We start from the raw sequence: 26,992 nt of genomic DNA, 5'->3' as shown, positions 1-26,992 counted from the left end.
CAGCCAGCAAGGCTCTCTACCGGGCCTAATTCTCGGCGGAAAGGCTTGCTTTCAACCGTTCGAACGACCAGCTGTGATCGTTCGACTGCTGAATGGCTTCATGGTTTTTATAAGCCGCGTTCACGACAGTTGCAAACTCTTCACTATGATCGTCATCAGGCACCAGCAGGCCAGCCTCGTGGTCGAAATTGGCAATAGCTTCACTGATGGCCACTCGCTCTTCGTCGTTGGTCACCAGCCGCACAACCGCCTTGATATAGTCTTCAACGGAATCCGTGCTCAACCATTCAGGTTGTTCGAATTTGGCAACAATGTCGGAATCGTTCCTGGCGTGGACTTCATCGCCCTTCAGATTCACCACCGGCAGCCCCTGCAGCGCGGCATCAATGATGCCATTGGTGGCTCCAAACGGAAAGGAACTGAGGAAAATGTCACAGTTGTTCAGGCGAGCGATATATTTATTGTAGCCTGTCCGTGGCCAGACCTTGGCTGGCAGCATTTCTTGGATCCGACGAGCCACTGCCTGAAAAAGTGGTCCCACCCCGTTGGGAAAGAAGTGGAACTCAACCGACCGGCCTGCAGCTTCGGATCGCTTTTTGATCTCGCCACAAGCCGCAAGGAACCGCGGTGTCACCTTGCGCGACCAAGCAGGGACCGCAATCCGAACAGGGCTTGGCTTCTTGCGGATATTGGGCGCGATATCCTCAGCATCGCGACGACGATGCCATCGCGGCGCAGATGGCCGATACAATATCGTCTCATTGATAACGTCTTCGGCCCCCAACTGACCTTCCACTAGAATGCTATAGTCAATGTGCGGGGAGAAAGTCGTGGCCGGATGCCCGAAAGTCATCATCTGGATCGGAGCAATACGCACGTTCGAGGCAAGAATGCTGACCAGACGCATGCCAATGCTTGGATAATAGACAATATCAGGGCGGTAGGATTTCATCTTATTGATGAAAACTTCAGGCTTCTTAAGGTCGAACTTGGTGTCATCCACCTTGTCGAACATCTCATGTATTGCCTTGTCGCACTCGCCTGTCGGTGACATGTAGATGGTCTTGAAATCACGCTTAAGCGAACGGATGGCGCCACCATAACAGCGGTGCATGGCATGATGGGAATCATAAAGTTCCGCCATCACGATAACCGTCGGACGCCGTTTGACCGCGCGGCGCTCCGCTGGCAGGTCTGCATCTGTCACGCCCCGACTTTCAAGATAGCTGCGCGTAATGCGGTTCATGGCGCGCTTGATCTCGTGCTTATGACGGGCGTCAGCATAACTGCACCCCATATAGGCAGGACCTAGATTACGAACATTTTGCACGGACCCTGGCATATCTTTCCAGATATCGCTCCAAGTCAACATTTCCGAACGGGCATTTTCGGCCTTCATGTCCCACAGCAACTGCTCTGACAAATAGCCGATCACCAATGGCCAGGAAATGTCCGGACTTTGGCGCTTCAGCAGCTGCAACAGGGGCGGCGTCAGTGAGTTGATAGACAAACCTGCAAACAATTTAGGTAGCTCAAAACCCTTGAAGCTGAATTTGCCATCCTGGTCCTTTGTTCCGATGACCTCAAGCATATGATCGGTGCCGCGATAGCCGCTCACCTCAAACACCTGCATAAGCGCCCGCTTGAACTGGGTGAAGAAACGGAATGTCATGTTGGTCATTTTGAAGTCTGCGTCCGCCAAAAGGGAGGTCACAGCAGACGCCAGAATGGTCGCTTCACGTTCCATCAAGGGACCACTTGCCACAATATCGCCGCCAAAGCCTTCCGACCCGCGTTCGACAATCTGCAGGATGCCTTCAAGCGCCCTGACGGCTTGGTCGAATTCCTTGTTCCGTACATTGCGGTCAAACTTCTTGATCCGGTCAATCAACTTCGGCTCAGGCTTGGTACTCACGCAGCTACCTCCGCGACAAGGTCGCAAATCTCTTCAATATCTTCGTTACTTAGAAACGCATGGAATGGCAGCCCCACAAGGCCGTTCCGCAACTCTTCGCTGGCTGGAAACGGTGTATCCGTTTCCTTGTCGGCATATGGCAGATGCGCAAGCGCAGGATGGTCATAAAGGGGCGGCAGATACCAGCGCCGGGTCTGAATGCTCGCTTGGTTCATGCGGGCGACAAGGGCCTCTGCCTTACCCGGTACATATACCGGAAAAACTGCAGGAATGAAGTCCCCGGTTCCCTGCTGCAATGTCACTGTGTTGCCAACCTTTTTCAGGCCTTCCAGATACTGATCCAGCACAGCTTGACGACGGCCCGACACTTCCTTCCAGCGCGCCGTCTGCACAAGGCCTACTGCGGCGAAATATTCAGCGAACTTGGCATTAGTCCCTGTCTGTTGAACGACACCGGCGGACCCTTGGAACCCAAAATTGGAAAGCGACCGACTTAGGGTGATCAGCGCCTCATCGCCGCTGACAAGCAAGCCGCCCTCGCCCACACCAAAAGGCTTTGTGGCGTGCAGGCTGAAGCAATAGGTCAGGTCTTTGTGAATATCCTGCTGTCCCAATGCGGCGGCTACATCCAGAATGACAGGCACGCCCGTCTCTTTCTGGAAGGCGGACCATACAACAGATTCCACAGGGCGGCCAAACGCAGCAACTGGAATGACAGCCGCATAGTCATCCTGCGCCAGTGCCGCGTTTGCAATTGCTGGTGATAGTTCCCAGGTTTCCCTGTCGACATCGGCCAAGACCGGGGTAAGGCCAGCGTTAATCACCACAAGGGCGGTTGCAGGAAAAGTAATCGCAGGTACCAGAACATTGGAACCGGCTGGCAGGTTCATGGCCTTCAGCGCCAACTCAAGCGCGGTGGTGGCAGAAGAAAAAGTTGCCACATGGCAGCCTTCGGCACCGTTTTCACGCTCAAGGAATGCCGTCAGTTCAGCCTCAAAGCGTTTCACCAATGGCCCGAAGTTTGAGTACCAGCGGTTTTCATGCATTTCCTGCAAGAACGGCAGAACTTCTTGCGGGGCAGGAAGGTCAGGCACAAGGCAATTTATACGGAAAGGTGTCGACAATGAAGTACCCTAAAAAAATGCCACGCCGGGCAAATAAGACCGACTCTCTATAAAAGCTATAGAGTGGCTTTTCAACATATGCCGGTTCATCTGATACGTCACACTGGCCTCACTGGCTTTCCAACATATCAAAGAATTCCTGCGGCTTGACAAACTTGGCTGGTGGGAAGCCCTGAGCCGATAGTGCTCCTGACATCGCATCATTGTCGCAGACGACCAGCTCTTCCGCATGCTCAAATGCCAGAATTTTTGCACTGTCTTCTGAATCAAGCGGCCCGGCATCAGCAAAAATGCTGTCAAAAAACACATAACCTTTAACACCGTGCTGCCTTGCATCCCCCAACACCTCAAGAAATGCGGCCGCTCCTATGGTGATAACCCGGTCCACGGTACGAGCCAGAATGGCGCCGTCTTCCTTGGATTTAAGTGTAAACAGGCTATAAATACGGCGCCCCAGATAGATGCGGTATTCAAGGCCGCTCGGCACCCGGTCCAGCATGACCAGGTCCTCGATGAGCGGCATCCACAGGTCTGGGTGCAGGCTTTCAAGATCCCGTTTGGTGCCGCGTTCAATAACAAGAAGAATGCTGTCTGTCGTGTCTCTGAGGCGCTTGAGAAGTTCGGCGAAGTGACCACATTTCGCACTGTCCGCGAGGGTATCCTGATCGACCGCCACAAGCGTACGACTGCTGTTCGTGGCCGTAGGAAACGGCTTCCGCTGTTCTTCGGCGCAGATGTCATTCACAAGAACATTGCGGCAAGCTAGTGCGCTGGGCCCCGCAAAACGTCGGCCAGCATGGCGCACCCGCGCGCGTTGCGGTAGCGCCTCCGCCACCAGCGCCTTAAGGCAATCAAACAGGCTTGCGTAGGCTTCCTTGCTGCCACCGGACAAAAGCGCCTCTGGTGTCTGGAAAACAGCTGGAACAAATTCAGGCAGCGCCGCGCCCTCGTCTGCAGCCGCGTCGCGTAACAGGTCCGCCAATCCTTCAGCCGTTACATGCAGGATGCTGTTCACCATATCTGGCGTATCTGCAGGCAGGCCTTCGAAATAAGGCCGCGGTCTGCTTTCAAACAGCCAGCGATGGATTGTGCCTGGCAACTCCTTGAGCGCCCAGAATAGCCAGCGAATATATTGTGGCTGTGCCTGCAATTGCTGCCACTGCGCTTGGGTCAGCACCACGATGCTGGCCGGGAAGAAAAACTCTCTCCGGTCATGATGCCAACGGCGAACAAGGGCATAAAATTCATTCCGTGCCAGATAATGCCCCTCTCCAAGCGGGTCGCTCGTCAGTATCACATCATCTGAATCAGCAAACAGAAGCGCAAAATAAGGCGCCTCAGAGTGCTCCAGCCTCATCACATGGCGCGGGGTGAAAAGAGCCGCATGCTTGCGGCGCATTTTCGAAATCAATTCGTCTTCCTGGCGACGGGAATCCGCGAGCATGCTTTCTGGCCGACGCCGATACAGGAAACCGGCATGCTGCACCCGACGGCCGACATACCCGGCACCAAGCGCAGTCAACCAGAAGTCCCAGTCTTCAAAGCCAAAACGCATGGTCTCATCAAAGAAGACACCCTGACGGAACATATCGATACGCACCAAAGAGCCCGCTTCAGAGATATTGCCGAGTAGATGCTTGAGCTTGCTGTACTGAGGCGCGGTTTCGCGGGTATCGAAACCCTCTTCGCCCCAAGTCAGGCCCATGAAGGAAATATCAGGGTATGCCCAGCCAACCAGCGGATCATCACCCAGCACCTCTCGATAACGCCGCAACGAATAAGGCGACAGGCGATTGTCTGCATCAAGAAAGAAGATAGCGTCCAGGTCGGACACAATAGACATCAGAAACCGAACACCAGCGTTTCTTGCCCCAGGCAGGCGCGTATTCTCCTGCCGCAGGTAATAGAGCACACCTGGGAAGCGTTCCATCAGGTTGGCAACCACCTTTCCCGTTTCAGGGAACCGGCAGCCATCGTCCACCACCACAACCTGCACGGGCTGGTCGATATCTTGCGTACAGGCACTGATAATCGCTTCCGACAGGAACTGGGGGTGGCCATACCCGGGGATCACAACACCAATGGTGCCATGCCGTGCTGGCGCCTCCGCCACATTATCTGCCGTAATGTCAGCCATTGTCCGCTTGACCGATCACGACTTGCGCCTCGGGCGCGGTTGTGATGTTCAGCGAATACCAGCGGCACCAGCCATAACTGACAGATTCCCCAGCCGGCTTGACGGCGAAAACCACATCGCCTGGCGCGTCAAGTTCAAGCGCCAGTTCAATCTCGATAGTCGCTGCCTGGCGGGCATACAGCACCATCGCCTGCCACTGCACCGTCTTGCGACTGTTAACACCTTGCCAGGTTGAGGGGTCCTGCGCATCAATGCGGGACATGACATTGCGAATAGCTCGTGCTTTTTCGCTCACGCTCGGGGACACGACCGCCAAAACATAAAGAAAAGCTGGCGCAGCATCGTGCGCAGTTTCAACCTCGCTGGCCACGCGAATTGCAGTCGTCGGAACCCCGCCCTCCAGCATCGCAGCAGAAAGCTGGTCCTGAAGTGGATGTGTTTGCAGACTACCGGTTTCCTCACTGACAAGCAGCGGTGAAAAGCCAAGGCTTTTCGTCAGCTCATCCAGTTTTTTCGCACCGGATACAAATTCAATCCGTCCTGCGAGAGCCGGGAATTTCAGTGACCGCAGGCGCAGGGCCGTTGACCCGCCCCCAAGGGCCGGGGCTAGGTCGCTATCCTGTTCCGGCCAGGGCAGGCCAATCTCAAGATCAGACCAACGGCACCAGCCAAATGCTGGGTTGCCGTCCGGGATTTCAACCACCAGATAGAGATCTGCCCGCCGCTCAAGAGGGCGTTCAAGCTGCAGTGTCAGCGAGAGTGCCTGCATGGGCGCGACAAGACGCTGCACAGCATGCACACCTGCAAGGTCACCATCCCCTGATAGAAATTCAAGAACCTTGCGGCTGCGTGCCTGGGCGTCTTCTCCGTCCAGATGTTCCACTGCCAGCACGGAATAGACAGCGGCAGGCCCCCTTTCGTGCGCGGTCTGCGCAGAAACGCTTACTTCAGCGACCCCGGCCAACAATGCGCCCGCAAACCTGGCGCCTGAAGGCCCTTTTTCGTGTGGATGGGTTTGAAGCCATCCTTCCCTCATGCCCATGGAAAGCAATGAACCGTCTGTAGGCAATTCGGCGATCAGGTCATCAAAAGCCCATGCCGCGCGGCGCTGCAACTCAATAGCCGAAACTGAATGCCGCAAAAGAGGAGATAGGCTGTAACCGCCTTCGCTTTCCGCGCCGTCGACGGGATCCGCAAAACCTTTCATCAGCCTGAGGGCCAGGGTGCGGCCATTATCATCACCGAACCGGTCCGCGGTCACATCAGCCAGCGCCAATAGCGGCGCGCCTGCCTCATTGCCGCTCCATGACACCTCCAAAAAGGCGTCGCCCATGATGGTACTGCAGGCGTCGCTGAGATCAAACTGCAGCCAGCCTTCCATGATGGAGTAGGACTTTGTGTCATGCGCAAGGCATAACCCGTCGCTCGCGCGCACCACGCGCACCTCGAGGCTTCCATCAGTACCACGAGTACTTTCCACAGATGCAACAGCATAAAGGGATACAGCCCACAAGCCTGCCGAATCTGCCGGCAATAGCTGCGTGAAATGGGTAGTATCAATGGTACCACCCGGCCCGATTGTCTCGTCCCCTACGGGTAATTCGGCGGCAATGTGCTGTAAGCCAAAGCCTGCACCGCGGATCATCCTGCGGGCTTTCTCCATATTGAGAAGCAGGCCTTCATTCTTGCGTCGCAAGTAAGACATACCAGCTTCTTTCTGGGCCATTTGGGCCTGGAGGTCAGCACTTTCCCGCGTCTTACAATCCAGCATGAAACGTACGGCATCAAGCCTGATCCGTCCCTTCATGCCTGACAGGGTCTTAATGGGGGCGGGTTCGAACATTTTCTGCTTGTGGGCATGGTCATCCCACGCCTTGGCGGCAGCGATCGTGTCACGGCCTGCCAGGATGCCACGAAGCCCAATGGCCATACCCACAGGGGCCCGGCGCGTGTCAAGGCCGCTTGGGTGCTCATTGGCTTCATAAATGCAGCCATCCGCCCCAAGGACCACAAACCGAACATCTGTGCCCAACACGTCTCTAACGGTGGGAAGGACGTCCTCGCCCACCAGGAACAGCGACGTTCCGGAATAGACAGTCTTGAACGCTGCGAGCGTCAGCTCAATCTTCACCAAAATTCTCCCCCAGTGCTCGCGCCAGATTAGCCTTTGAACATGCGGAACGTAAAGCGTGTGAACGGCCGTGAAATATGTTCCAGGAATGTCTTTGGTTCAGTCTTGATATAGACCTCCGCAAAGTTACCTGGAAGCAGATCTGTTGTGTCTTCACCCGGGTTGATCGTGATGTGAGCCACATAGCTGCCCATCGGATTCTGCTCGGACACGACAGCGTCAGCAGACAGATAAACCAGATGGCCGGGGATTGGCGTCATGCTTTTTTCCCGGTCAGACGGAAAGACCACTTGAACTTCCTGGCCGACCTGAACCTGTTCGATATCCTTAAGCTGCACCGATGCCTCGATGGTCAGTGCATCATTGTGTGGGAATATCTCCAGCATGGTTTCACCGGGACGCACAACAGCCCCCAGGGTCCGCGTTGCGATCCGGAAAATGGTGCCATCCACCGGTGACTTGATATCGCTACGGGCCGCCATGTCGCGTAGGCGCGTGATCTGGGCTTCGGTTTGGTTGATACGCTGCTGAATCTGCACCAGAATCGAGTTGGCCTCCTTGAGGTAGGACAGTCTCGTCTGGCGTTTTTCCCGGGTCAGGTTGTCGATGTTATTTCGCGCGTTCTCGATTTCGAGCTTGGCGTTGGCAAGTTGCGCTTCCACCTCAGCGACCTTACGTTCGGTGGCAAATACCTGGGTCCGTTTGATCAGGCCTTGTGTCAACAACTCACGGAAGTCCTTGAGCTCAAGTCGGTAAGACACCAGCTGCCGTTCATAGGCCTCAAGAATAGCCTGCGTCCCCTGAATATTGACATTCTGTCCGGCGATCTTAGTTTCCAGAATATCCATTTTCGCAAGGTAGAAGCGGCGCTGTGCATCAAATTCCTGCCGCTCACTTTCCACGGTCTCTTGGTAGCGCTCTGTGTTGCGGATGTGCTCCGGCACGTCGGGCGGAAACGCGATTGTTTCGGCAAACTGCGTTTCGGCGCGCCGACGCGCAAGCTGTGCATCAAAGACAGCCCGTTGCAGCTCTGCAGCGTTAAGCTGGGCCTTTATTTGCGTATCGTCGAGACGGGCGATAATATCCCCTGCCTGAACACGGTCGCCTTCGCGGACCATGAGTTCATCCAGGATGCCGCCTTCCAGATGCTGGACAACGCGGTTACGGTCTTTTGCGATCACGCGGCCACTGGCAATCACCGCGCCCCCGATATCTACTGAAACAGACCACAGGCCACCAAAACCGAAAACAATGATCAGCACCCACATGGCGCGTTTGAGGATGGGGGTCGGGTCAGTGTCGACCTGCTCATGCCAGGCTTGAAGTGCTGCCCGTTCGAAACGGTCTTGCGCAAGTGCTGGAACCTGGGCTCCTTTTGTGGGCGTAAGCTCTTGTGACATTTACGCCTCCTTTTTCTTTGCGCTATTGGGGTCGATCTTGACATCGACCTTACGCGCTTGTTGGGGCTGTTCCTTCAGTTTTTCGCTGTCTGCTTGCGTCGCGGTGGTCGGCTTGGCATCAGCCTTTGCTGCAGGCTTAGCCGCCGGAGCAGCTTTTACTGTCTGAGCAGGTTTCGCTGCCGGCTTGGCTGCGCCTTTGCCTGGCACCGCTTTCACGATACCGCTTTTCATCACTTCTTCTTTGGGACCGAATTCCTTGATCGCGCCGTCCTGCATTACCATCACCTTGGATACATGCTGCAAGACAGATGGACGCTGGGTAACGACAACTGTTGTGATGCCGCTTCTGGTCGCGGTGTGCAGTGCCCGGTGGAATACCTGTTCACCGGCTGTATCCAGCGATGCGTTAGGTTCATCCAGAACAAGCACAGCCGGGTTGCCATAAAAGGCACGGGCCAGCGCAATAAGTTGGGCCTGGCCACCAGACGGATAGAAGCCGTTTTTCGAAATCACAGTGTCGTAGCCTTGCGGCAGCTTCATCAGAAGCTCATGGACACCGCAGCGCTTGGCAGCTTCAATGGCAAGCTCTTCCGGGTCATTCTTACGAAGTCGGGCGATGTTTTCCCGTACCGTTGCCTCGAAAAAGGTGCTCGTCTGCGGCATGTAGCCCATATGAAGGCCTTTGGCGATTGGATCCCACACCTTGAGATCCTGACCGTCAAGAGCGACAACGCCGGCACTTGGCAGAAGGTAGCCGACGATCAGTCGAGCCAGTGTCGATTTACCTGCACCAGACGGCCCGATGATAGCAATGCTATCGCCCGCCTGAATCGTGCCATTAACGCCTTTGATGATAGGCGGTACACCCGGTTGAGGAACGTAAACCACGCGCTCCAGCTGAATATGGCCCTTGGGTCGGGGCAACAGTGTCCGGTTTTCCGGCAGGTCCATTTCCTCCAGACGCGTCATAAGGCGGCTGCGAGTGCCGTAGGCCTGCTTCAGAACGCGCCAGCCACCGACAATTTGTTCAACAGGCGACAAGGCCCGGCCACCAATCATCGAGGTGGCAAAAATCACACCAGCCGTTGCCTGGTCCGCCAGCACCAAAAGTGCGCCGGTGCCGATCATGATAACCTGAATCACCTGCCGTGTCGCTTTGGACGCCGAGCTGAAATTGGTCATCTGAAGCGTGGAGTTGATATATTTGTCCAGTTGCTTGCCCTGGTGCTGGCCCCAATGCTCCACCACTTCGCGGTACATACCCTGGGCACGAATGATTTCCTGGGAATTCATATGCATGTCCAGCACCTGATGTGACTTCACAAGAGCTTGCATGTGTTCCTGGTTCTGCGCGGCTGTCGCACGATCACCCCAAACCCCCATAAAGGCAAGGATACCGGCGCCCAATACCACGACCACGCCGAGAACCGGGTGGATCAGGAAAATCAAAATCATGAAAACTGGCATAAAGGGCAGGTCGAAAAGCGCACCAAAAGCCGGAGACGCAACCGCTTGCCTGATCGCAGAAAGGTCGCGCAGGCTTTGGGCGCTAGCGCCATGCTGCCGCGAAAGCTCGCCAGCCAGCAGCAGCCCTGAAACCTTCGCCTCCAGCTCTACGCCCGCCTTGGCCAGCAGGCTATTACGAACGGAGTCGAAAACACCATACGCCAGCAGGACAACGATGGCGAATATGGCCATCGCGATCAATGTTTCAAAACTGCGTGACTGCAGCACACGGTCATATACCTGGAACAAAAACATCGGCACAGCCAGCATGGTAAAGCTGGCGAGTACGGAATAGAGGCCGGCCTTTTTCAGCGACTTTTTCAGAATCGCTTCTTCGGCCTTATAGTCTTCAATAAGTGACATTCAGCAAAAACCTTGCTCTGGTCAAAAACCCAATCAGGGAAAAATCCAAAATGGTCTAAATCTCGCCCCCGCGCAACAGGGGTAATCCCGCAAGACCCCCCTCAAGGGCGAAGTGGTAGCATATGGCTACGACTGTGTCGATATTTTGATCAAATTCCCCGCAAGTCGAAATGCCGCAGCATGGCGCCTTTCCAGCATTTATGTATCTGACACAATAAATGATGCAGCCTACACCGCAGGCGCAAGCAGCCGCACATCCAGGAAACAGGCGAAATACCAAAAGAAAAGGGAGGCCAAAGCCTCCCTTTCCAACATTCTTTTGTCGCAGTCGACTTAGAGATCGATATCCGCTTTTGCGAAGTCGCCGAGCTCAACATTCTGCAGGAACAGGGACTGACCGCCACCAAGGTCGATCAGGACACCGTTAACCCCACCCTGAGATGTCTGAGTGGAAACCTCAAACACGTCTGGGATGCTGCCGAGGAAGGCTTGCAGGTCAAGCGTATCGTTATCAACGTCGAAGTCTGTGATCACGATATCGCTACCAGCGATGTCGTCGATTACGAAGGTGTCAGCACCGTCGCCACCAGTCAGAACGTCGTTACCAGTACCGGCATTGAGCACGTCGTTGCCTTCGCCACCGTCGACAGTGTCGTCGCCATCGCTATCAGCAATGTCGTCGTTGCCTGCACCGCCGTCGATCACATCGTCGCCGAGACCGCCATCGATGTCGTCGTTGCCGTCTTGACCGAAGATCACGTCGTCGCCAGCGTCACCGTTCATGGTGTCGTCGCCGTCACCGCCGCGGATGGTATCTTCGTTGTTACCACCGTCGATCACGTCAGCACCAGTACCGCCGTAGATCTCGTCGTTGCCGTCGCCACCGTCCATGGTGTCGTCGTCAGCGCCGCCGAACATAACGTCGTCACCAGCACCGCCAGTGATGTCATCGTCGTTAGCACCACCGAAGATCAGGTCATCGCCTGCGCCACCGTCGATAGTTTCGTTACCGTCAGCACCGGAGTAGATGGTGTCGTCACCGCTGTTACCGTTGATGCTGTCGTTGTCAGCACCGCCGCCGATAACGTCGTTGCCGCCACCGCCGAAGATGATGTCATTGCCAGAACCGGCCCAGAGTTGGTCAGCACCGTCGAGAGTGCTGTCGGAAGTACCACCAACATCGAATTCATCACCGTAGATGATGTCAACGCCAGAGCCACCGAAGATCACGTCGTCACCGCGTGAAGTGCCAGTCGTGTCTTTCACGCTAAGCTGGTCAGAACCGTCACCAACGAGGATGTCGTTACCGTCGCCACCGGCGATAGTATCGTCACCAGCGTCACCGGAAGACTGGTCAGCACCGTCGCCACCAGACCAGATCGCATCGTTGCCAGCGCCACCATGGGAGAAGTCGTCGCCGTTACCGCCTGTCAGCGTATCGTCGCCGTCACCACCAAGAAGGGTGTCGTTGCCATCGTTTGCTTTAACGCGGTCATTACCGTCGCCGCCAGTCATGCTGTCAGCACCGGAAGTACCAGTCAGCGTAGCACCTTCGTCACCAGCGAACACATCGCCGTCACCATCGTCTGTGTCCAGAGAAATGGTGATTTCCATCTGCTTGCCGGCGCTGTCTTCAATAACAACAACAATGTCGTCATCGCCGTCGCCGTTCATGTTGTAACCAAGCGAAGCATCTGGCGCATACGTCAGGTGAGCAGCGATATCAGTGGATTCAATCACACTGTCGTTAACAGTGATAACAGAACCAGTTGCCAGCGCAACAGTGTCGCCGTCCGCAGCAATTGCTGTACCTGCAACCGATACGATCGTCCAACCATCGTTGTTGTTACCGTCGTTAGCTTCAACGATGGCACCGTCGTAGTTGAAGATGTTGTCGCTCAGGTCGATGTCAGCAGTAGCGCCTTCATCAGCATCCAGAACTGTAGCAGAATCAGAAGCCGTGAACTCTTGACCAGCAGAGCTGGTAAGATCCAGCGTCACGTTGTCAAACTGCACAGTTTCAACGTTTGTCAGCAAGTCAGTGCCAGCCACTTCAGAGGTAGACGCTACAGAGTTACCTGCAAAATCAGTAGTAGCTGCGATCTCACCGGAAATTACGGCAGTATCGTCGTTCAAACCACCTTCAATGAGGTCACTACCAGCGGAACCGTACAGCAAGTCATCGCCTGCACCACCATCGATATCGGCAGTCGCAGAACCAGTAGCGTCGATCGTATCGTCGCCAGCATCGCCGTCAGCCTGATCGTTACCAGTGCCGTTCACACCAGTTGTGATCATGTCGTCGCCGCCATCACCGCCGATAATGTCATCGCCGTTGCCGCCGGTGATCGTATCGTCGTTAGCGCCACCGTCGATTTGGTCGTTGCCGTCACCACCAGAGAGGTCGTCGTTGCCGTCGCCGCCAGTGAGTACGTCGTTGCCAATACCGCCACGAGCTACGTCGTCGCCGTCTTCGCCGTTAAGGCTGTCGTCACCATCGTTACCGATCAGCAAGTCGTCGCCGTTACCGCCATCAAGGATGTCGTTTGCTGTGTTACCGACACCGGTACCAACACCGACACCGCCATTCAGCGTATCGTCACCATCACCGCCAGAAACGGTATCCTGACCACCACCAGCATTGATGAAATCATCCTGCTCCGTGCCCGGGATCGTCTCCGCCGCAGATGTACCAAAAATCTTGTCTGCCATAGCTTTCCTCCTGAAAAAGCAAACACATTGTCTAATTGTGAGGCACGAACGTAGGTCTTATAGCCCCCTGAGACACTCTCTAGCGAGAGAATGCCAATAATGTCAACCGCATAATTGAGCTACGCGCTTATATAGTCAAGATAAATAACTAAGTTTTGTCCGTACCTTTAACACAGCCGACAGAACACCATCATGGCGCCTACAATTCAACCGTGCTTTTTGTGTCTCCGCAATAAAAGCAAAGATGGGGCTAAATCTGTGACCCGTTTGCAACACTTTCTATCAGCTGCCAATACTGCGGCAAAAGATCTTTTACCGAATATTTGGCAACAATGTGGTCGCGGGCCGCTTTTTTGAGCTCCGCATAGTCCTGGCGGTTGTCCAGAATCCGGTTCAGCTGCTCTGCAATTACCTCTGGCTCCTTGAAGGGCACCAGCACGCCATTTTGCCCGTCGGTGATCAGTTCGCGGACCGGATCCGTGTCTGACCCCACAATCAAGGCCCCTGCCCCCATGGCCTCCAACATAGACCAGGAAAGAACGAAGGGCACTGTAAGGTATACGTGGGCTGACGTGATCTGCATCAATGAACGAAACACCTTGAGCGGCTGCAGCCCAAGGAAATGAAGCCGGTCCATGTCCGGCTGGAATTCTTCAAGCGCCCATTCTTTATAGGACTTGCCGTCTGCGCGTTCTGATCCATAAGCGACCCTGTCGTTGCCCAGCACAACAGCATGGACATTCGGGCGCATCTTCTGCAACCGCGAGACAGTCTCTATGAACTGTGGGAAACCGCGATAGGGCTCCATACCACGCGCGACATAGGTGATAACCTCATCCTCCGCCGTGAACGTATGTTTTCCGACCGAAACCTTGGCGCTTGGGTTCGGCTGGAAGAAATCAGTATCCACGCCGTCGTGCAAGACACTGATCCTGTCTTTAAAGATGTCAGGAAACTTGCTGTGCTGGAAACGGGTTGGGCACTGGCCCCAGTCCATCGCCGCCAGGTCCTGCAGGATCGGCGTATTCTTCATGCGGATGCGAAGCTGGCCATTAGCATCATAAGGCTCACCACGCAGGAAATCGCCATCAGAGAAGCGGCTGTGGTAATACCACTCATAATAAGTCAGCAATTTCGAATCCGGGAACAGGTCCTTGAGGAACATGTTCGAGCCCCAGCCCGAATGCGACAGGATGATATCAGGGCGATATCCTTTTTTCTGAAGTGGCATCAATGCTTTGTAAGCAGCCTGCCCCATCAGCACAGCCTTCTCCGTGGAATGAATCGCCGGATGGATCTTGTTCGACGGTTCCCGGTGCGGCTTGAAGTTCACTCTCTTTGGCCGGAACTGCTGCTGATTACTCGCCAGTGTCGCTGCGACCATCTGCAGGCCAGGCTTGTCTTTAATATGGTCGACAATGCGCCGGTACTGCCCGGGAAAGTTATTGTGCATGAAAAGGATACGCATATGTATGACAAGTCCCCAAAAATACGATTTCACTGCTGTTAGCCAAAAAAAGAGGCAGATGCAAGAAAGCGTTCCCCGAACAAAAGAGCTTAGGCAGCAAGACACCCTATCGCTTGACACAAGCTGAGAAGACTTTAACAGAAAACGGTAAGAGCCGAGCACCGCACAGGCAGGGTCGGCACCATCAACAATGCCGGAGCATAGGCAATCGGGGGCAACCATGGCGAAAACAATCCTGGTACCAGGCGGCGCGGGTTTTATCGGCAGCCACACCCTGTTGGCTTTAAAAGCCGCAGGATACCAGCCGCTGGTGCTGGACAACCTGTCTAACGGGCACCGGGATGCGGTGCTGGAGGCCAGCTTCATCCAGGGCGACATCCGCGATGAGGCCCTTCTGGACCAACTGTTCCAGGACTATCCCATAGATGCCGTCGTGCATTTCGCCGCCTTTATCGAGGCTGGCGAAAGCGTGCGTGACCCGATGAAATTCTACGACAACAATGTCGCCGGCAGCTTGAACCTTATCAGGGCGATGGTCCGGCACGGTGTCCGCAAGATGGTATTTTCGTCCACTGCAGCGGTTTATGGCGATTCGACCGATGCGGCACTTACGGAAGACCTGCCCAAGGTCCCCATCAATCCCTATGGCCAGACCAAATGGGCTGTGGAATGCATGCTAAGGGACACGGCGGCGGCGGAAGGCCTTCAGGCCATCGCGCTCAGGTATTTCAACGCGGCAGGCGCTGACGCGGAAGGCCGCCTGGGCGAACGCCACGACCCAGAGACACACTTGATCCCACTGGTACTGCAGGCGGCAAGCGGCCAGCGCGATGCCATCAGCATCTTCGGGACCGACTACGGTACGCGTGACGGCACTTGCATTCGTGATTATATCCACGTCGCCGACCTTGCGACCGCCCATGTGAAAGCGCTGCAGCATCTTTTTGACATGGACGATTCGGACACGCCTTCCGAAGCCGGCTTTTACGATGCCTTCAACCTGGGGAACGGACAGGGATTTTCCGTCCGTGAAGTGGTTGAAGCCGCGAAACAGGTGACGGGTGTCGATTTTGCTGTAAAAGAAGAGGAAAGGCGCCCCGGTGACCCGGCTGTACTGGTTGCCGATGCAAGCAAGGCGCGCGATAGATTGGACTGGAAACCGGAAACGCCAGCCCTCATAGATATGGTGGCGCATGCCTGGCGCTTCATGAACAGGTAAAGCGAGATACAGCCACCTGGTGGCTAGCAGTAAAACTGCACTAGCAGTAAAACGCAGAAGAACAGAGACAGACTTATGAGCTTTCGGTGTAAAAAGATTTTTGTCGGTGGCTACACGAAAAGTGGCACTACATTTGTCGGCCGCGCTTTCGACATCATCAATGGTGTCTACGCCAAAGGTGAAGAGGACTATTTCCGGCTGATGTTTCACGGCGTGCATGACCTGGCACGCAGGTTCAACGCCAACATCGAAGTTGTGAACAAGGAAGTATATGACGGCTTCGGCAGTATTCCGCCGATAGACCGGAACTCGCTTCGGATTCTCCAGCAGAATATCTTCTATCACATCTTTTTTGGCAGCAAGCCGATGCCGGAAGACTGTGTGGTCACGGTGGAAAAATCACCTCACAATATCTTCCGCCTTAGGGAAATCAACTATACCTTCCCGGACGCAATCAATGTCTGTGTTTATCGTCCCGCGATTCCTGTCTTCTCATCGCTGATCCGCCATATGCGGGACCACCGCGACATCGGTTACGATGACCCAAAGAACCAGAACCGTATCAGTATACTGGAGAACTTCTGCAAACGCTGGCAGGAGTATGTGGAAATCATCGAACAAAATCGCGCGAAGCTGAAGATGGTGCAATATCAGTCGGTAGCAGACGACACCGCAGGTTTCCTGGACTTCGCCCAGTCGGACATTATTGGCCAAAAGCTTGGCCTTTCCGCGCCGGTCGAAACCCTGACCAAGGAACATTATCTATCCACCCTGCCGCCCGAAGCGCGGGAAAAAAGCCTGGTTCAAACCAGTGCCAACAAGGTCAAGCTGACGGACGCCGAGAAGAAAATGATTACTGATCATTGTCGCGATCCTGACATCACCTTTGATTTCTAGAAGGAAGCCATAGGCAGTCATGCATGCGCTTGTCACAGCCCCGATCCCCAGTCACCCGCAAAACCACGGCAACCGCGCCCGGGTTTACAGTGTGTGCCGGGAAATCCAGGCGCGGGGCTATCAGCTGCATTATGTCTATACCGGCCTGGAAGGCCTGAGCGAGGAACAGGAACAAGCCATGCGCGAGGCATGGGAGCATGTCTACATCCTGCCGCGTGAGAAGGTGATCAAGAAACGGTCCAGGCGCCGCCACCATCTGATTGATGACTGGCATTCGCCTGATGTGACCAAACTGACCAGCCGTATTCTCGACATCTGGGATATCAGGCTGTGCCTTGCCAACTATGTCTGGCAAAGCGCATGGCTTGAGGCTGTACCAAAGGATATCCCGCGTTATATCGATACCCACGACGTGTTCGGCAACAGGCACAAGACACTGAAGCGGGACGGCATTGAACCATCCTGGTTTTACACCACCCCTAAAGAGGAAGCGAAAGCCCTTGCCCGCGCAAGCCGCGTCATCGCCATCCAGGACGAAGAAGCCAAAACCTTCCGCGGCCTTACCGACACGCCTGTAAGCACCCTTGGCTTCTTTGATCCGCCACAGTTCCTGAAGGGGAGGAAGATGCCCGGCCAAGCCAAGCTGAAGGTGGGCTATATCGCCAGCGATAACCCGATCAATGTGAATGCCTTGAAGGGCCTCAGCATTGCCCTGAAGGAACGCCCGGCCCTTCATGACCAGTGCGAGTTGTTCCTGGCCGGGCCGATCTGTAACACAGCACCCGCGGATGAGCCCTTTTATGAGCGCCTGGGCTTTGTCCCCAGTGTGGAAGGCTTTTATTCAGACATGGATATCGTGCTGAACCCCAATGTGGGCGGCACAGGGCTTAAGATCAAATCGGTTGAGGCGCTCAGGTTTGGGCGCCCTCTTTTGGCAACCCGCGATGCGATGATCGGCATACCTACCGAACACCCGCTTCATGCCTGCGCCACCATCGGCGCATTGTGCGACGGCCTTGCCACACTGGCGGCAGACCGGAAAGAGTTGGATGTGCTGCAGCAGTCGGGCCAGGAAATATATGGTGCCTACCTCAAGGCACAATATGAAACACTGGATCTCCTCTTTCCGCGCCTGACGAAGGCGGAGGACAGCGCGGCATGACAAAAGAAAACGCCACCCTGATCATTGGCTCCTTGCCCCCGTTCCGGAGTGCGGCAGCAGCCCTTGGCCTGAGCACGGCGGAGACGCTGGCCGTCAGCCAGGATGTGACTTTCGTGATTGATGACATGGCGCCTGAACCACCTGAGGGGCTGCCGTTTGTCGTCATCCGCCTCAGGGACTTGCAGGCAAACTGGGGCACCTACCAAGGGCACCAAAGGCTTTATATTCCCGGGTCGGAAGGCGACAGCCTGTTCCCGCTGGAATTGCTGCACATGGCGCCGGGCGTGGTGATGCCTGCTACGCTGTCATTGTTTCCGCTGGCCGAATCGACCTGCCGCGCGGGCGGCACCTGGCCCGATGCCTATTGGCGATGGCTGAAGGACAGGACTGGCCAACATGCGAGCACGCTTTATACCGCGCGGGTGCATCACCGGCGGGAATCAAAGACACAGGCCGCCATCACCCCGGCGCTCGACCTACTGCTGTCACCCGCAACCGGGCTGATAGCTGCCAGCCCCGCCATGGCCCGCATGCTGACGGCATCCGGAATGACCCCAAACCTGGTACTGGACCAACCGCCCGTGATCGCTGAACCGCACACCAGCGACCACAAGCCACCGGCAGTTCTATATGTCGCGCAGGAAGGTGTCGCGGCGCAGGCCTGCCGCAAGAGCCTGTCCGTCTTCGATGCATTTAAGGACGTGTCGCACCTGAGCATCCACCCGGCAGCACGACATCTTTCAGCTGCCATTGCAGAGGCTGACATCGTTGCCTTCCTGGATGGCCATGACCAAGCCTGCAGCCCAGGCCTTGCATCTGCCATTCAGGCCCAAAAGCGGATCCTTACGGCGGGCCAACCCTGGACCCGACACTTGTCGGAGGGCAGTCACATCGCCCTGCCCCACGGCAAGGCCCATGCCACGCTGGCCACCAGTGTCGCAGCCGTCCTTTCTGACAAAATACTGGCAGCGCACCTGGCAAAGCATCAAACAACCAAAGGCGCGGACTCTGCCCATGCGCTGTCAACCTTGTTGCAGGCAACGGATATTGCGCAGGCAGACTTGTCCCAGCCCGCAGAGGAACCCGCAAGTGCGCCAACCGAAGCCGGCCCCAAGGTAGCAGCGAACATAAAGACCGCCGCACTGATCGGCGCGGTGCCACCGCCAGCGGTCCTCAGGGAGCTGTTACCAAGCCTTGACATTGAGCGGTCCCCGCATTTCTGCACCCCCGCCCTGGCAGCCCGGCTTGCGACACTGACCGGCGAAAAAGCTGCAAGCCTGCTGGCCAAAATCGGGTATGAGGCGCCCCTTATCCTTGATTCCGGGCACACACCCGGCAATCACCGGCAGCCAGTGACTTTCGAGAGCGTCAGGAAAGGCCTGAAAGCTCAGAAAGCCATCAGCTTCGGATGCAGCGTTGAAGGCGCGGCAGATGGCGACAGACTTCTTGAGGGCGCGGGCATCGCACCGAAACTAACCCTGCGAATCGATTTTGTTGAGACAGACAGAAACGCACCCACTGAGGGCTTCCTTCCAGACTGCGGGCTCTTTTGGCGCCACGACACGGTCCGGCATGCTTTGCAGTGCGTGCTGGTTGTCGGCCACAGGCGTGGCTCGTTCCTCCTGAAGGCCGGGGCGCCAGACGCCCGCTATATGATTGCAGGCACGGGCGTCAGCTGCGCCATCAGCGGCGGTACGGCTGCGACGCTTTCATCCGATTCTCTCGGGCTTCTGGAATTTCGCCTGATGGCCCTTGATAATACGGTCGGCACACCGCTTGGGTCCATTGACCTTCGAAAACAGCTTGCGCAAGCGGGCCTGATACTGGAATGGTCAGCACTATGACAAAGAAATCCACATCCAACACCCAATCCGACCTGCCGCTGAAGGGGCCGGAAAGCCGTTTTCCGAAAGCCGCTGTCGACTATATCGACGCGCTTTTGGACGTGGAGCGGATGCGGTTTGAAAAAGAACTGGCTGCACAGGGCTCCACAGGAGAGCAACCTTCCTGGCCCGCGCGGTCGCGCCAGTTGCAGCTTCTTGCTGAAGGCGATGAATTCGTGGGCTCTGGCTGGGGTAAGCTTGACCACACCAAAAAAGGCATCGGTCGTCGCTGGATGGCCCGCATCGGCACGCTCTTGCTGCCCGTAGACGCATCGGCTGGCGGAACACTCAAGCTCACAGGCACGGGATATTTGCGGCGACGCTTTGTGGACGAACTGACAGTTTGGCTGGACCATCTACCGGTTGAAGGCGTGGCTGTCAGGAAAGGCCTGAACGGCTGGACATTCGAAGGACGAGTGCCCGCACTGGCGGGGCGCCCGTTTCATATCCTGCGTTTGCAGTCAGGCGGCATTCGCCCTTTCGACAAAGGCCCGGACACGCATGCGAGCGTCGCTCTCAGTGACGTGAATTTCGTAGCGGCGGAATAAGGCCTATATCGCCTTCTTGCCATTTCCTTTGATCAGCGCGTCTGTATAAGTCACCAGCGATCCGGCTGCGTTCACATGCAGACCAAGGCGGTCAATAAGCTCGTGGCGGAATTTGACAGCATCAGACCAAAGTCTAGGCAGTGCTTGATAGGGCTCGCGGTAGTCAGGCACAGCAAAGGCGCTTGGGGTCTTTTCTTCCAGAAAGATCGTCAGCGCCTTAAGAACCTCAACCGGCCGCTCCACCAGTTCTTCAAGCGTTACAGACCGGAAATCTTCCACCTGATTCTGCAAGAAATCCTCTAGCGCAGCTTCCTGTGTCAGCGCGTTCTGAAGCCATGCGTTGCTTTCGGCAAATCCCAGGGTTGGCGGACTGAAGTTGCTACGCTGGGCTGGTGTCATGTCCCATACGGACCGAAATCGGGAATCGTCCAACGCACCAGCGAAACCGGCCTGGGCCATCTTGTCCCGTCGCGTGAAATAGATAACCCTGGCATCATGGCGCCGTATCCAGTCCAGGAGCGTTTTCCATCCCACCCTGCTGTTCTCAAACAAAGCCTGCATCACATCGGTGTGCAGGATCATGTCGAACACGCCGTCCTTGCGATAAAGCTTGTCGAGCAAATCCATATATCTGGCAGCCTGGAAATCTTTCTGAAGCATCAGCCAGCTCCCCAGCGTCCGGTCAAAATATTCCCTCGGGTTGCCGAAACCGTTCTGTCGGATAATTTCGGCCAGATATTCAGTATCGGAATATGGCGCACCCAGAATCACAATAGGCCGCTTCTTTTCAGCTGCATCAATTTCCAGCTTTTGCAGCAGTTTCGGGCGTTCGAACAGGCTTTTGGGCGCCAACTCGTAGGTCAGCGAAATGACCCGTTTGCGCGGAAAGGTTTTCTGCAACCGGCGGACCAGTGCCAGTTCCCCTTCGCGGCACAGAACAAAGATCCGCTTAACCGTCTTGTCGATTGCATTATCAACCGTTTTCGGAGTTGCTGTTGCGCACAGGAAGCCATCGATCTGCTTCTCGAACTCGCGCAACAGATCGCTATCCATCACGATCAGGGAGTTTTCCCGCAGCCCACGGAAAAAAGCTGGCCACGACCAATTTTTCGCCTGGCGCACGAAACGCTCGATCCGCACTTTCGACTGCGACTTCATGGCTATCCTCTCGCTGTCTGTGGCAGGCTGGCATCCAGCTCCACCACCTGGGTCAGGTCATCGTCGTTGCAGCCCTTCAACATCTCTGCGGGCACATCGAAAGGCCTTTTGATCGCAGGAAAGGAAACCGAGAGCTTGGTACGGTCGCCACCACAGGCGCTGTGCCAACTGGTGAAGGCATCATAATAGGCCGCGCGATTGCCGCCCACGGCCCGCTGGTGGCTGTTGCCCTTGCGCTGCCAGTCGAACCCGGAGCCTACATCGGTGGTCAGCGACCCATCGCGCAAAAGCCCAGTATATAGGCACTGGCGAAGGTGGCGCACCCCTTTCCAGCCGAAGATTTCCTTCAACCGGCGAATATATTCCGTGTCTGCGGCAATCCGCACGGTATCGAAGAAACCAGCCTGTTCCAGAACCGGCGCGCGGCGGATCATCAGGCTGATGGCAGCCATGCGTTCTTCCGCGCCGTCAATCAGTTGCAGGGCGCCGTCTTCATCCACCCGCCGCCAGCGGCATGTGCAGGCCATCAGTCCGGAATCGTCCAGAAGCGACCCCATCTGCACCACCAGCCGGTCAGGGTCGGAATAGTCGTCGCTGTCATGGAAGGCGACGAATTCCCCGGTGGCTTTGGTCAGGCACCAGTTTTTGGACCAATAGGTGCCGTGATTGGCCGGTGAAGAAAATACCCGAAGGCGTCCATCCTCTGCGGCCATGCGCGCTAGGATGGCCGCTGTGTCGTCACTGCTGGCATCATCGATCACCATCAGCTCGAGGTTCCTGTGGCTTTGCGCCAGCACGGACCGGACAGCACGCTCGATCAGATGGCCTGTATTAAAGGCCGTCATGATCACCGTGATCTTGCGGTCGGCAGCGGCTTGCCCAAGCTTCCGGAACCGATCAGTTTCTTTCGCGTAAAGCCGCTTCCCCAAGGCCCTCAAGGGGCCATGGGCACTATCCAGCAGATACCCGACCGGGTCCCTGCCTAGCTTGCGCATTCTGCGAATGAAAAGAGTCATCGGTGTCTCCTGCCAGCTCTAAAGCCGCAGTACCACGCCAGCAGACAGTGCAAGCTGATAGAAGATACTGATGATATCGGATGCGATCTGGATATGCTTGGTTGCCACACGTGGCAGCACGAAAATCTCATCACCTGGGCGCATCTGCACCCGCCTGCTGTCCAGATCGCCGCTCTTCACCTTTTGGAAGCTGCCGTCACGATGCAACAACAGCACGTTGGTGTTGCGGCGCGACTGGGTAAAGCCGCCAGCCTGCTCGATATATTCCTCAACCGTGCGACCGTCCTGGAAGGCCATCGCACTTGGGAAAAGTACATCGCCATGCACCATCACAAGCTTGCTGGTGCGTGGAATACGGATCACATCACCAGGCTCCAAGAGGATATCGTTCACGGACGAAGCGCCCGCAAGCGCTACCTGGCCGTTCGGCTCCACATTGCGAGCGCGCTCAACCCATTTCAGGATCAGCTCTGCCTCGCTTTTTCTGAGTTCCGCTTCCTTGGCGGTGTTCGACCGGGCGGTCAGCACGCTACTTTCCAGCGCCCGGAGCTGGGCATCCAGCATTTCTTTCTGCCTGAGCTTCACGCTCTTGCGCATCAGCTGGATGGCATCACGCTGGGCGTTCTGGCCGAAGTCGATCTGGGCAATCAGGTCCCCCAGCTTGGCGCCATACGGCAGGATAAACTCACGCGCGGAATCTGTTTCGCCTTCAACGCGCACCGAAATGGTGCCGTTTGTTTTGTCTGACATCACATGCAGCACGTCACCTGGAAATACCGGCACTTCAGCAGCTTCAGAAAGTGGGATATATTCAACTTCGGACTTGGCCTGGCTGTTGCGGCTGATGCGCACATGGGTTGCCTGTGGCTGCGGCCGGGCGAGCCCCAGCAGTTTCCCGGCTTCGACGGTATTGGTTGCAAACTCGAACAGGTTCCTGTTCTGCACGTCACCCAGAACACCAGCCTGAGCCTTAACCGGAGCAACCACAATGGTGTCCCCGTCCGACAACTGGAACACAGGCATGACGCCAGTCAGGATAAAGTCATACAGATTGACAGTGCGATAGACCTGGCCGCCACGCAGCACCTTGATTTCAAGGAACGAGCCACGGCGCTGGTCAACACCACCGGCCTGATCCAGGAAAAAGAGTACGCTGTCGGATGCATGACCGGCATAAAGGCCAGGCTGGTCAACAAAACCGGTGACGAAAATCTTGACTGGCTCTGCGCCGTCAAGGCTTGCGTAAACGCCCACATTCTTCTTGAATACGCGCTTAACCGCCTCGGTCACCACCTCATTGAGATCTTCATTCCTGACGCCCTGCACTTCAACGGGACCAACTTCCGGCAAGAAGACATTGCCTTGCGCATCAACGATCAGGTCACCCGTGAACTCGAACCCACCCCACATCTTGAGGCTGATCTTGTCGCCTACCGCGATCTCATAGGATGGGTTGAACCCAACGAATGACTGGTTGGCAAACTGACCACCAAAAATCCAGTTTCCGAACGCTTCCTGCCGATCGATAACCTCATTGGCGCTTTCATTCACAGGCTGTGCATTTTGTGCAAGCGGCGGAGCGGCCTGTGCGAAAACCCCACTTGAGACGCCCATGAGCGCAAGGGCCGCGAGCCCAGCTTTCAGCGCTTCGACTGGCTTGTTCATCAAAGCATTAAACATCGCGGTGCTCCCGAATGGTTGCGAGTGTCATGGTGACAATCCCGTAGGCCAGGCTCAACAAGACGAAGAGCGTGATCAGATTATATAGTTTTCGTGGCGCAAGCGCCTCATCAGGCAGCTTCGGCGCCTGCAACACCACCAGATGCTTCAGCTTGTGATAGCTGTCCACCCGCGCCTGTTCCAAGCCCTGAAGAGCAACCTGATAAAGCTTGGTGGCGAATTCGAATTCCAGCTTCATCTGCTCAAAGCGGGCATTCACATCATTGATTGCGTCTGTGTCCTGGTTGGCAATCTTCTTGCGTTCTTCATCCAGCTGCGCCTGCACGCTGTCAATCCGGCTCTGGACCGACACCAACTGGGGAGCGCTGCTATTCAGGTAGCTTGAAAGCACTTTCTTCTCGGTCTCCAGCTCCACCAGGCGGCGTTCCAGCTCGTTCACAACAGACTGCAGGGCCGCGCCAGAGGCGGCTGGGTCCAGAAGCTGGTTCTCATTCTGGAACGTCAGCATCCTGTCCCGGGCCTCATTCACCCGGTCGCGGGCATTTTCCAGTTCACTGCTCACGAACTTGATTTCTTCCGTGGCTATCTTCTGGCTGACGCTGTTGATGAAGCGTTCTGATTCAGTGAGGATCGCACCCACCATTCGTTGGGAATATTCCGGCGAGAATGCCTCGCCTGAAACAGTCAAAATCCCGGACTCCGGGTCGATGGAAACATGGACCTTGCCGCGGTAATAGCTCAGGAACTCCTCTTCCGTCGGTTCGCTGCCGAGCCGGGCGATCATGTCCCACTGGCTATCGATGAAATGGTCTTTCAGGGCAATTTCACTGTTGAGGTACCGCATCATATCCGATGAATGGATATAGGACTTGAGCAGCAAAGCATCGCGCGCCTCGCTGCCGCCGCCTGCCAGAAGCGACAGTTGCGTCAGCGCGCCGGCACCATTTTTGGTGGATTTCACATAGAGCTGGGCTTCGGTGATATAGCGGTCAGACGCAAACAGGCCATAATATACCGCTGCCAGAAACGTGATCACCAGCACCCACCGGTAGCTGCCGAAATTGACCGTCGCCGAGCGGACATCCGTGTACGCAACCGACAGCTTGCCTTGCTGCTGTGTGACCAGGTCTTTACGCTGGTCCAGGCGCCTGGATACTGCGCCCCTTAGTTTTTCCAAAATCTGTTTCATGCTTCCCCGAGCAACCGCTAACCCTATAGGCTTTGGTATCTAAAAATGGCGCGGTCCACACTTTCGTAAAATTCCGCCCGACCATATGCAAGCAAAATTGCGGCATTACAATGCTTTCTGATCGTGCTCATATTGTGTGAAACCAGAATGATATTTGCGTTTTCGCGTTTTTCTGAAATGGCCTTTTCGCACTTTTTCCGGAACCCTTCATCCCCCACCGACATGATCTCGTCGATCAGATAGGTATCGAAGTCGAAGCCCATGGAAACTGCGAAGGAGTATTTGGACCGCATCCCGCTTGAATAGCTGTTGACCGGCAACTCATACATGTCGCCAAGTTCACTGAATTCCTTGACGAAGTCCTCGATTTCACCGGTGCCGCGCACACCATGTATCCGGCAGATAAAGCGCACATTCTCGCGCCCAGTCATATTGCCCTGAAATCCGCTGGAGAGCGCCAGCGGCCAGGAAATAAACCGATCAGACCGGATGCGCCCGGATGACGGAAAATCGATCCCGCCGATTAGCCGCAGCAGTGTGGATTTGCCCGCCCCGTTCACGCCCAGCATGGCCACGTCGCGGTCATCCGGAATATCGATATTCAGGTTCTTCAGCGCGTATTTCGGGCCAAAACGCGTAGGATAATATTTTGATACATTCTCAAGCCGGATCATTGCGCCAGTATCCTCTGCCAGGACAGCCGGTAGCTTGAGATAGCCAGGGCCATGGCGCCAATCGCCCAAAGGAACAGGTAGAAACCGTCTGCGACTGGGCTCTCATAAACCGGGAACCAGGCTTCGCGGATCAGCTCCATCGCATGCACGAGCGGATTCCAGGCCAATATGCTGCGATAGGGTTCCGGGATGATGGTCATCGGAAAGAACACCGCTGATGTGAACAGCAGCGGCATCTGGATCATGTTGATGACTTTCTCGATCTCGCGCGCGAACTGGGACACCACACAAGCCAGGATGCCAACTGAAGCCGCAAAGAGCCACAAGATGGCACACCAGCCCAGGAGCAACAGCGGGTCACGTGGCGTTGCATCAAAGCCAAACCAGTAGAGTCCCAGGCCCATCAGCACGCCCACAACAAGGAACAGGCAACCTTCAAGGAAGCTATGGGCCAGAAAGATATCAAACAGCCTGACCTGCCGGAAGCCCATCAGCCCGCGAGCGCCGGCAAGCGCCGACATATTCCGCCGCATGGTCAGTTGCCATAGAATCTTGAACGGCAGAAAGCCCGCAAAAACGAAAATGGGTGGCGCAACATAGCCGAATTCGCCCCGGCCACGCAGGCCAAAAAGGATGATGAACATGACCATCATCAAGAGGGGCTCGAGCACCAGCCAGATGTTACCAAACGTGTAGGAGCTGAACCTGGCGTTCATCTCCCTCACGAGAATGGCAAAGATAACATCCTTCTGGATGGAAAATGCGGAACGGGCCCTCATGCGCCGGCTCTATCTCCTGTCGAGCGCCTGT

Annotated in this window: 19 protein-coding genes; 5 read left to right on the top strand and 14 right to left on the bottom strand. The window is 55.9% G+C overall.

From position 1 onward, the window contains the following. Positions 1 to 25 precede the first annotated feature (25 nt). From ACFO5Q_RS05125 to ACFO5Q_RS05090, 8 genes are all read right to left on the bottom strand, one after another. On the bottom strand, positions 26 to 1,915 hold the full coding sequence (locus ACFO5Q_RS05125) for a tetratricopeptide repeat protein (protein WP_068149727.1): 1,890 nt from the start codon (positions 1,913 to 1,915) through the stop codon (positions 26 to 28). Continuing rightward, positions 1,912 to 3,039, bottom strand: a complete 1,128-nt coding sequence (locus ACFO5Q_RS05120) for a DegT/DnrJ/EryC1/StrS family aminotransferase (RefSeq protein ID WP_156431996.1) — start codon at positions 3,037 to 3,039, stop codon at positions 1,912 to 1,914. The genes ACFO5Q_RS05125 and ACFO5Q_RS05120 overlap by 4 nt, the downstream gene beginning before the upstream one ends. A 109-nt stretch (positions 3,040 to 3,148) precedes the next feature. Then, positions 3,149 to 5,176 carry a glycosyltransferase family A protein gene (locus tag ACFO5Q_RS05115; RefSeq protein WP_068149734.1) on the bottom strand — a complete coding sequence of 676 codons (2,028 nt, stop codon included), beginning with the start codon at positions 5,174 to 5,176 and terminating at the stop codon, positions 3,149 to 3,151. Next, positions 5,169 to 7,307 carry a DUF6212 domain-containing protein gene (locus ACFO5Q_RS05110; RefSeq protein WP_231727285.1) on the bottom strand — a complete coding sequence of 713 codons (2,139 nt, stop codon included), beginning with the start codon at positions 7,305 to 7,307 and terminating at the stop codon, positions 5,169 to 5,171. The genes ACFO5Q_RS05115 and ACFO5Q_RS05110 overlap by 8 nt, the downstream gene beginning before the upstream one ends. Positions 7,308 to 7,336: 29 nt before the next feature. Further along, entirely contained in the window at positions 7,337 to 8,707 is a 1,371-nt protein-coding gene (locus tag ACFO5Q_RS05105) for an HlyD family type I secretion periplasmic adaptor subunit (RefSeq protein WP_068149743.1), read from the bottom strand. Then, complete coding sequence (locus ACFO5Q_RS05100; protein WP_068149744.1) at positions 8,708 to 10,576, bottom strand: type I secretion system permease/ATPase; 1,869 nt, start codon at positions 10,574 to 10,576, stop codon at positions 8,708 to 8,710. A 333-nt stretch (positions 10,577 to 10,909) separates the two neighbouring features. After that, entirely contained in the window at positions 10,910 to 13,288 is a 2,379-nt protein-coding gene (locus tag ACFO5Q_RS05095) for a beta strand repeat-containing protein (RefSeq protein ID WP_068149750.1), read from the bottom strand. Between the two features lie 250 nt (positions 13,289 to 13,538). Further along, complete coding sequence (locus tag ACFO5Q_RS05090; protein WP_068149753.1) at positions 13,539 to 14,756, bottom strand: glycosyltransferase; 1,218 nt, start codon at positions 14,754 to 14,756, stop codon at positions 13,539 to 13,541. Positions 14,757 to 14,976: 220 nt separating this feature from the next. Between ACFO5Q_RS05090 and galE the strand changes: the two genes are divergently transcribed. From galE to ACFO5Q_RS05065, 5 genes are all read left to right on the top strand, one after another. Next, entirely contained in the window at positions 14,977 to 15,975 is a 999-nt protein-coding gene (gene galE / locus ACFO5Q_RS05085) for a UDP-glucose 4-epimerase GalE (RefSeq protein ID WP_068149756.1), read from the top strand. Positions 15,976 to 16,050: 75 nt separating this feature from the next. Beyond that, the gene (locus ACFO5Q_RS05080) at positions 16,051 to 16,872 is read left to right on the top strand and encodes a sulfotransferase (RefSeq protein ID WP_068149759.1); all 822 of its coding nucleotides are present in this window, start codon (positions 16,051 to 16,053) and stop codon (positions 16,870 to 16,872) included. Between the two features lie 19 nt (positions 16,873 to 16,891). Next, positions 16,892 to 18,034, top strand: coding sequence for a glycosyltransferase (locus tag ACFO5Q_RS05075; protein WP_068149762.1), 1,143 nt, complete (start codon positions 16,892 to 16,894; stop codon positions 18,032 to 18,034). Then, positions 18,031 to 19,878, top strand: a complete 1,848-nt coding sequence (locus ACFO5Q_RS05070; protein ID WP_068149765.1) for a hypothetical protein — start codon at positions 18,031 to 18,033, stop codon at positions 19,876 to 19,878. The genes ACFO5Q_RS05075 and ACFO5Q_RS05070 overlap by 4 nt, the downstream gene beginning before the upstream one ends. Continuing rightward, positions 19,875 to 20,465 (top strand): hypothetical protein, encoded by a 591-nt coding sequence (locus ACFO5Q_RS05065; RefSeq protein WP_068149768.1) that lies wholly within the window; start codon positions 19,875 to 19,877, stop codon positions 20,463 to 20,465. Before ACFO5Q_RS05070 ends, ACFO5Q_RS05065 begins: the two co-directional genes overlap by 4 nt. Before the next feature lie 3 nt (positions 20,466 to 20,468). Here ACFO5Q_RS05065 and ACFO5Q_RS05060 read toward each other — a convergent pair whose 3' ends face one another. From ACFO5Q_RS05060 to ACFO5Q_RS05035, 6 genes are read right to left on the bottom strand one after another with little or no spacing between them, the layout of a single operon-like run. Further along, positions 20,469 to 21,623, bottom strand: coding sequence for a hypothetical protein (locus ACFO5Q_RS05060; protein ID WP_068149770.1), 1,155 nt, complete (start codon positions 21,621 to 21,623; stop codon positions 20,469 to 20,471). 2 nt (positions 21,624 to 21,625) lie between these two features. Next, the gene (locus ACFO5Q_RS05055; RefSeq protein WP_068149774.1) at positions 21,626 to 22,639 is read right to left on the bottom strand and encodes a glycosyltransferase family 2 protein; all 1,014 of its coding nucleotides are present in this window, start codon (positions 22,637 to 22,639) and stop codon (positions 21,626 to 21,628) included. A gap of 18 nt (positions 22,640 to 22,657) precedes the next feature. Beyond that, the gene (locus ACFO5Q_RS05050; RefSeq protein WP_082719964.1) at positions 22,658 to 24,319 is read right to left on the bottom strand and encodes a polysaccharide biosynthesis/export family protein; all 1,662 of its coding nucleotides are present in this window, start codon (positions 24,317 to 24,319) and stop codon (positions 22,658 to 22,660) included. Then, the gene (locus ACFO5Q_RS05045; protein ID WP_068149776.1) at positions 24,312 to 25,508 is read right to left on the bottom strand and encodes a hypothetical protein; all 1,197 of its coding nucleotides are present in this window, start codon (positions 25,506 to 25,508) and stop codon (positions 24,312 to 24,314) included. The genes ACFO5Q_RS05050 and ACFO5Q_RS05045 overlap by 8 nt, the downstream gene beginning before the upstream one ends. Before the next feature lie 23 nt (positions 25,509 to 25,531). After that, positions 25,532 to 26,182 carry an ABC transporter ATP-binding protein gene (locus ACFO5Q_RS05040; RefSeq protein WP_068149779.1) on the bottom strand — a complete coding sequence of 217 codons (651 nt, stop codon included), beginning with the start codon at positions 26,180 to 26,182 and terminating at the stop codon, positions 25,532 to 25,534. Further along, complete coding sequence (locus tag ACFO5Q_RS05035; protein ID WP_068149782.1) at positions 26,179 to 26,961, bottom strand: ABC transporter permease; 783 nt, start codon at positions 26,959 to 26,961, stop codon at positions 26,179 to 26,181. The genes ACFO5Q_RS05040 and ACFO5Q_RS05035 overlap by 4 nt, the downstream gene beginning before the upstream one ends. Positions 26,962 to 26,992: the final 31 nt, after the last annotated feature.

Source organism: Kordiimonas lipolytica (assembly GCF_042651265.1).
In the GTDB taxonomy this organism is placed as follows: Bacteria; Pseudomonadota; Alphaproteobacteria; order Sphingomonadales; family Kordiimonadaceae; genus Kordiimonas; species Kordiimonas lipolytica.
Note: the sequence above shows the minus strand (reverse complement) of the source record. Positions and strands in the feature narration are given on the sequence as shown.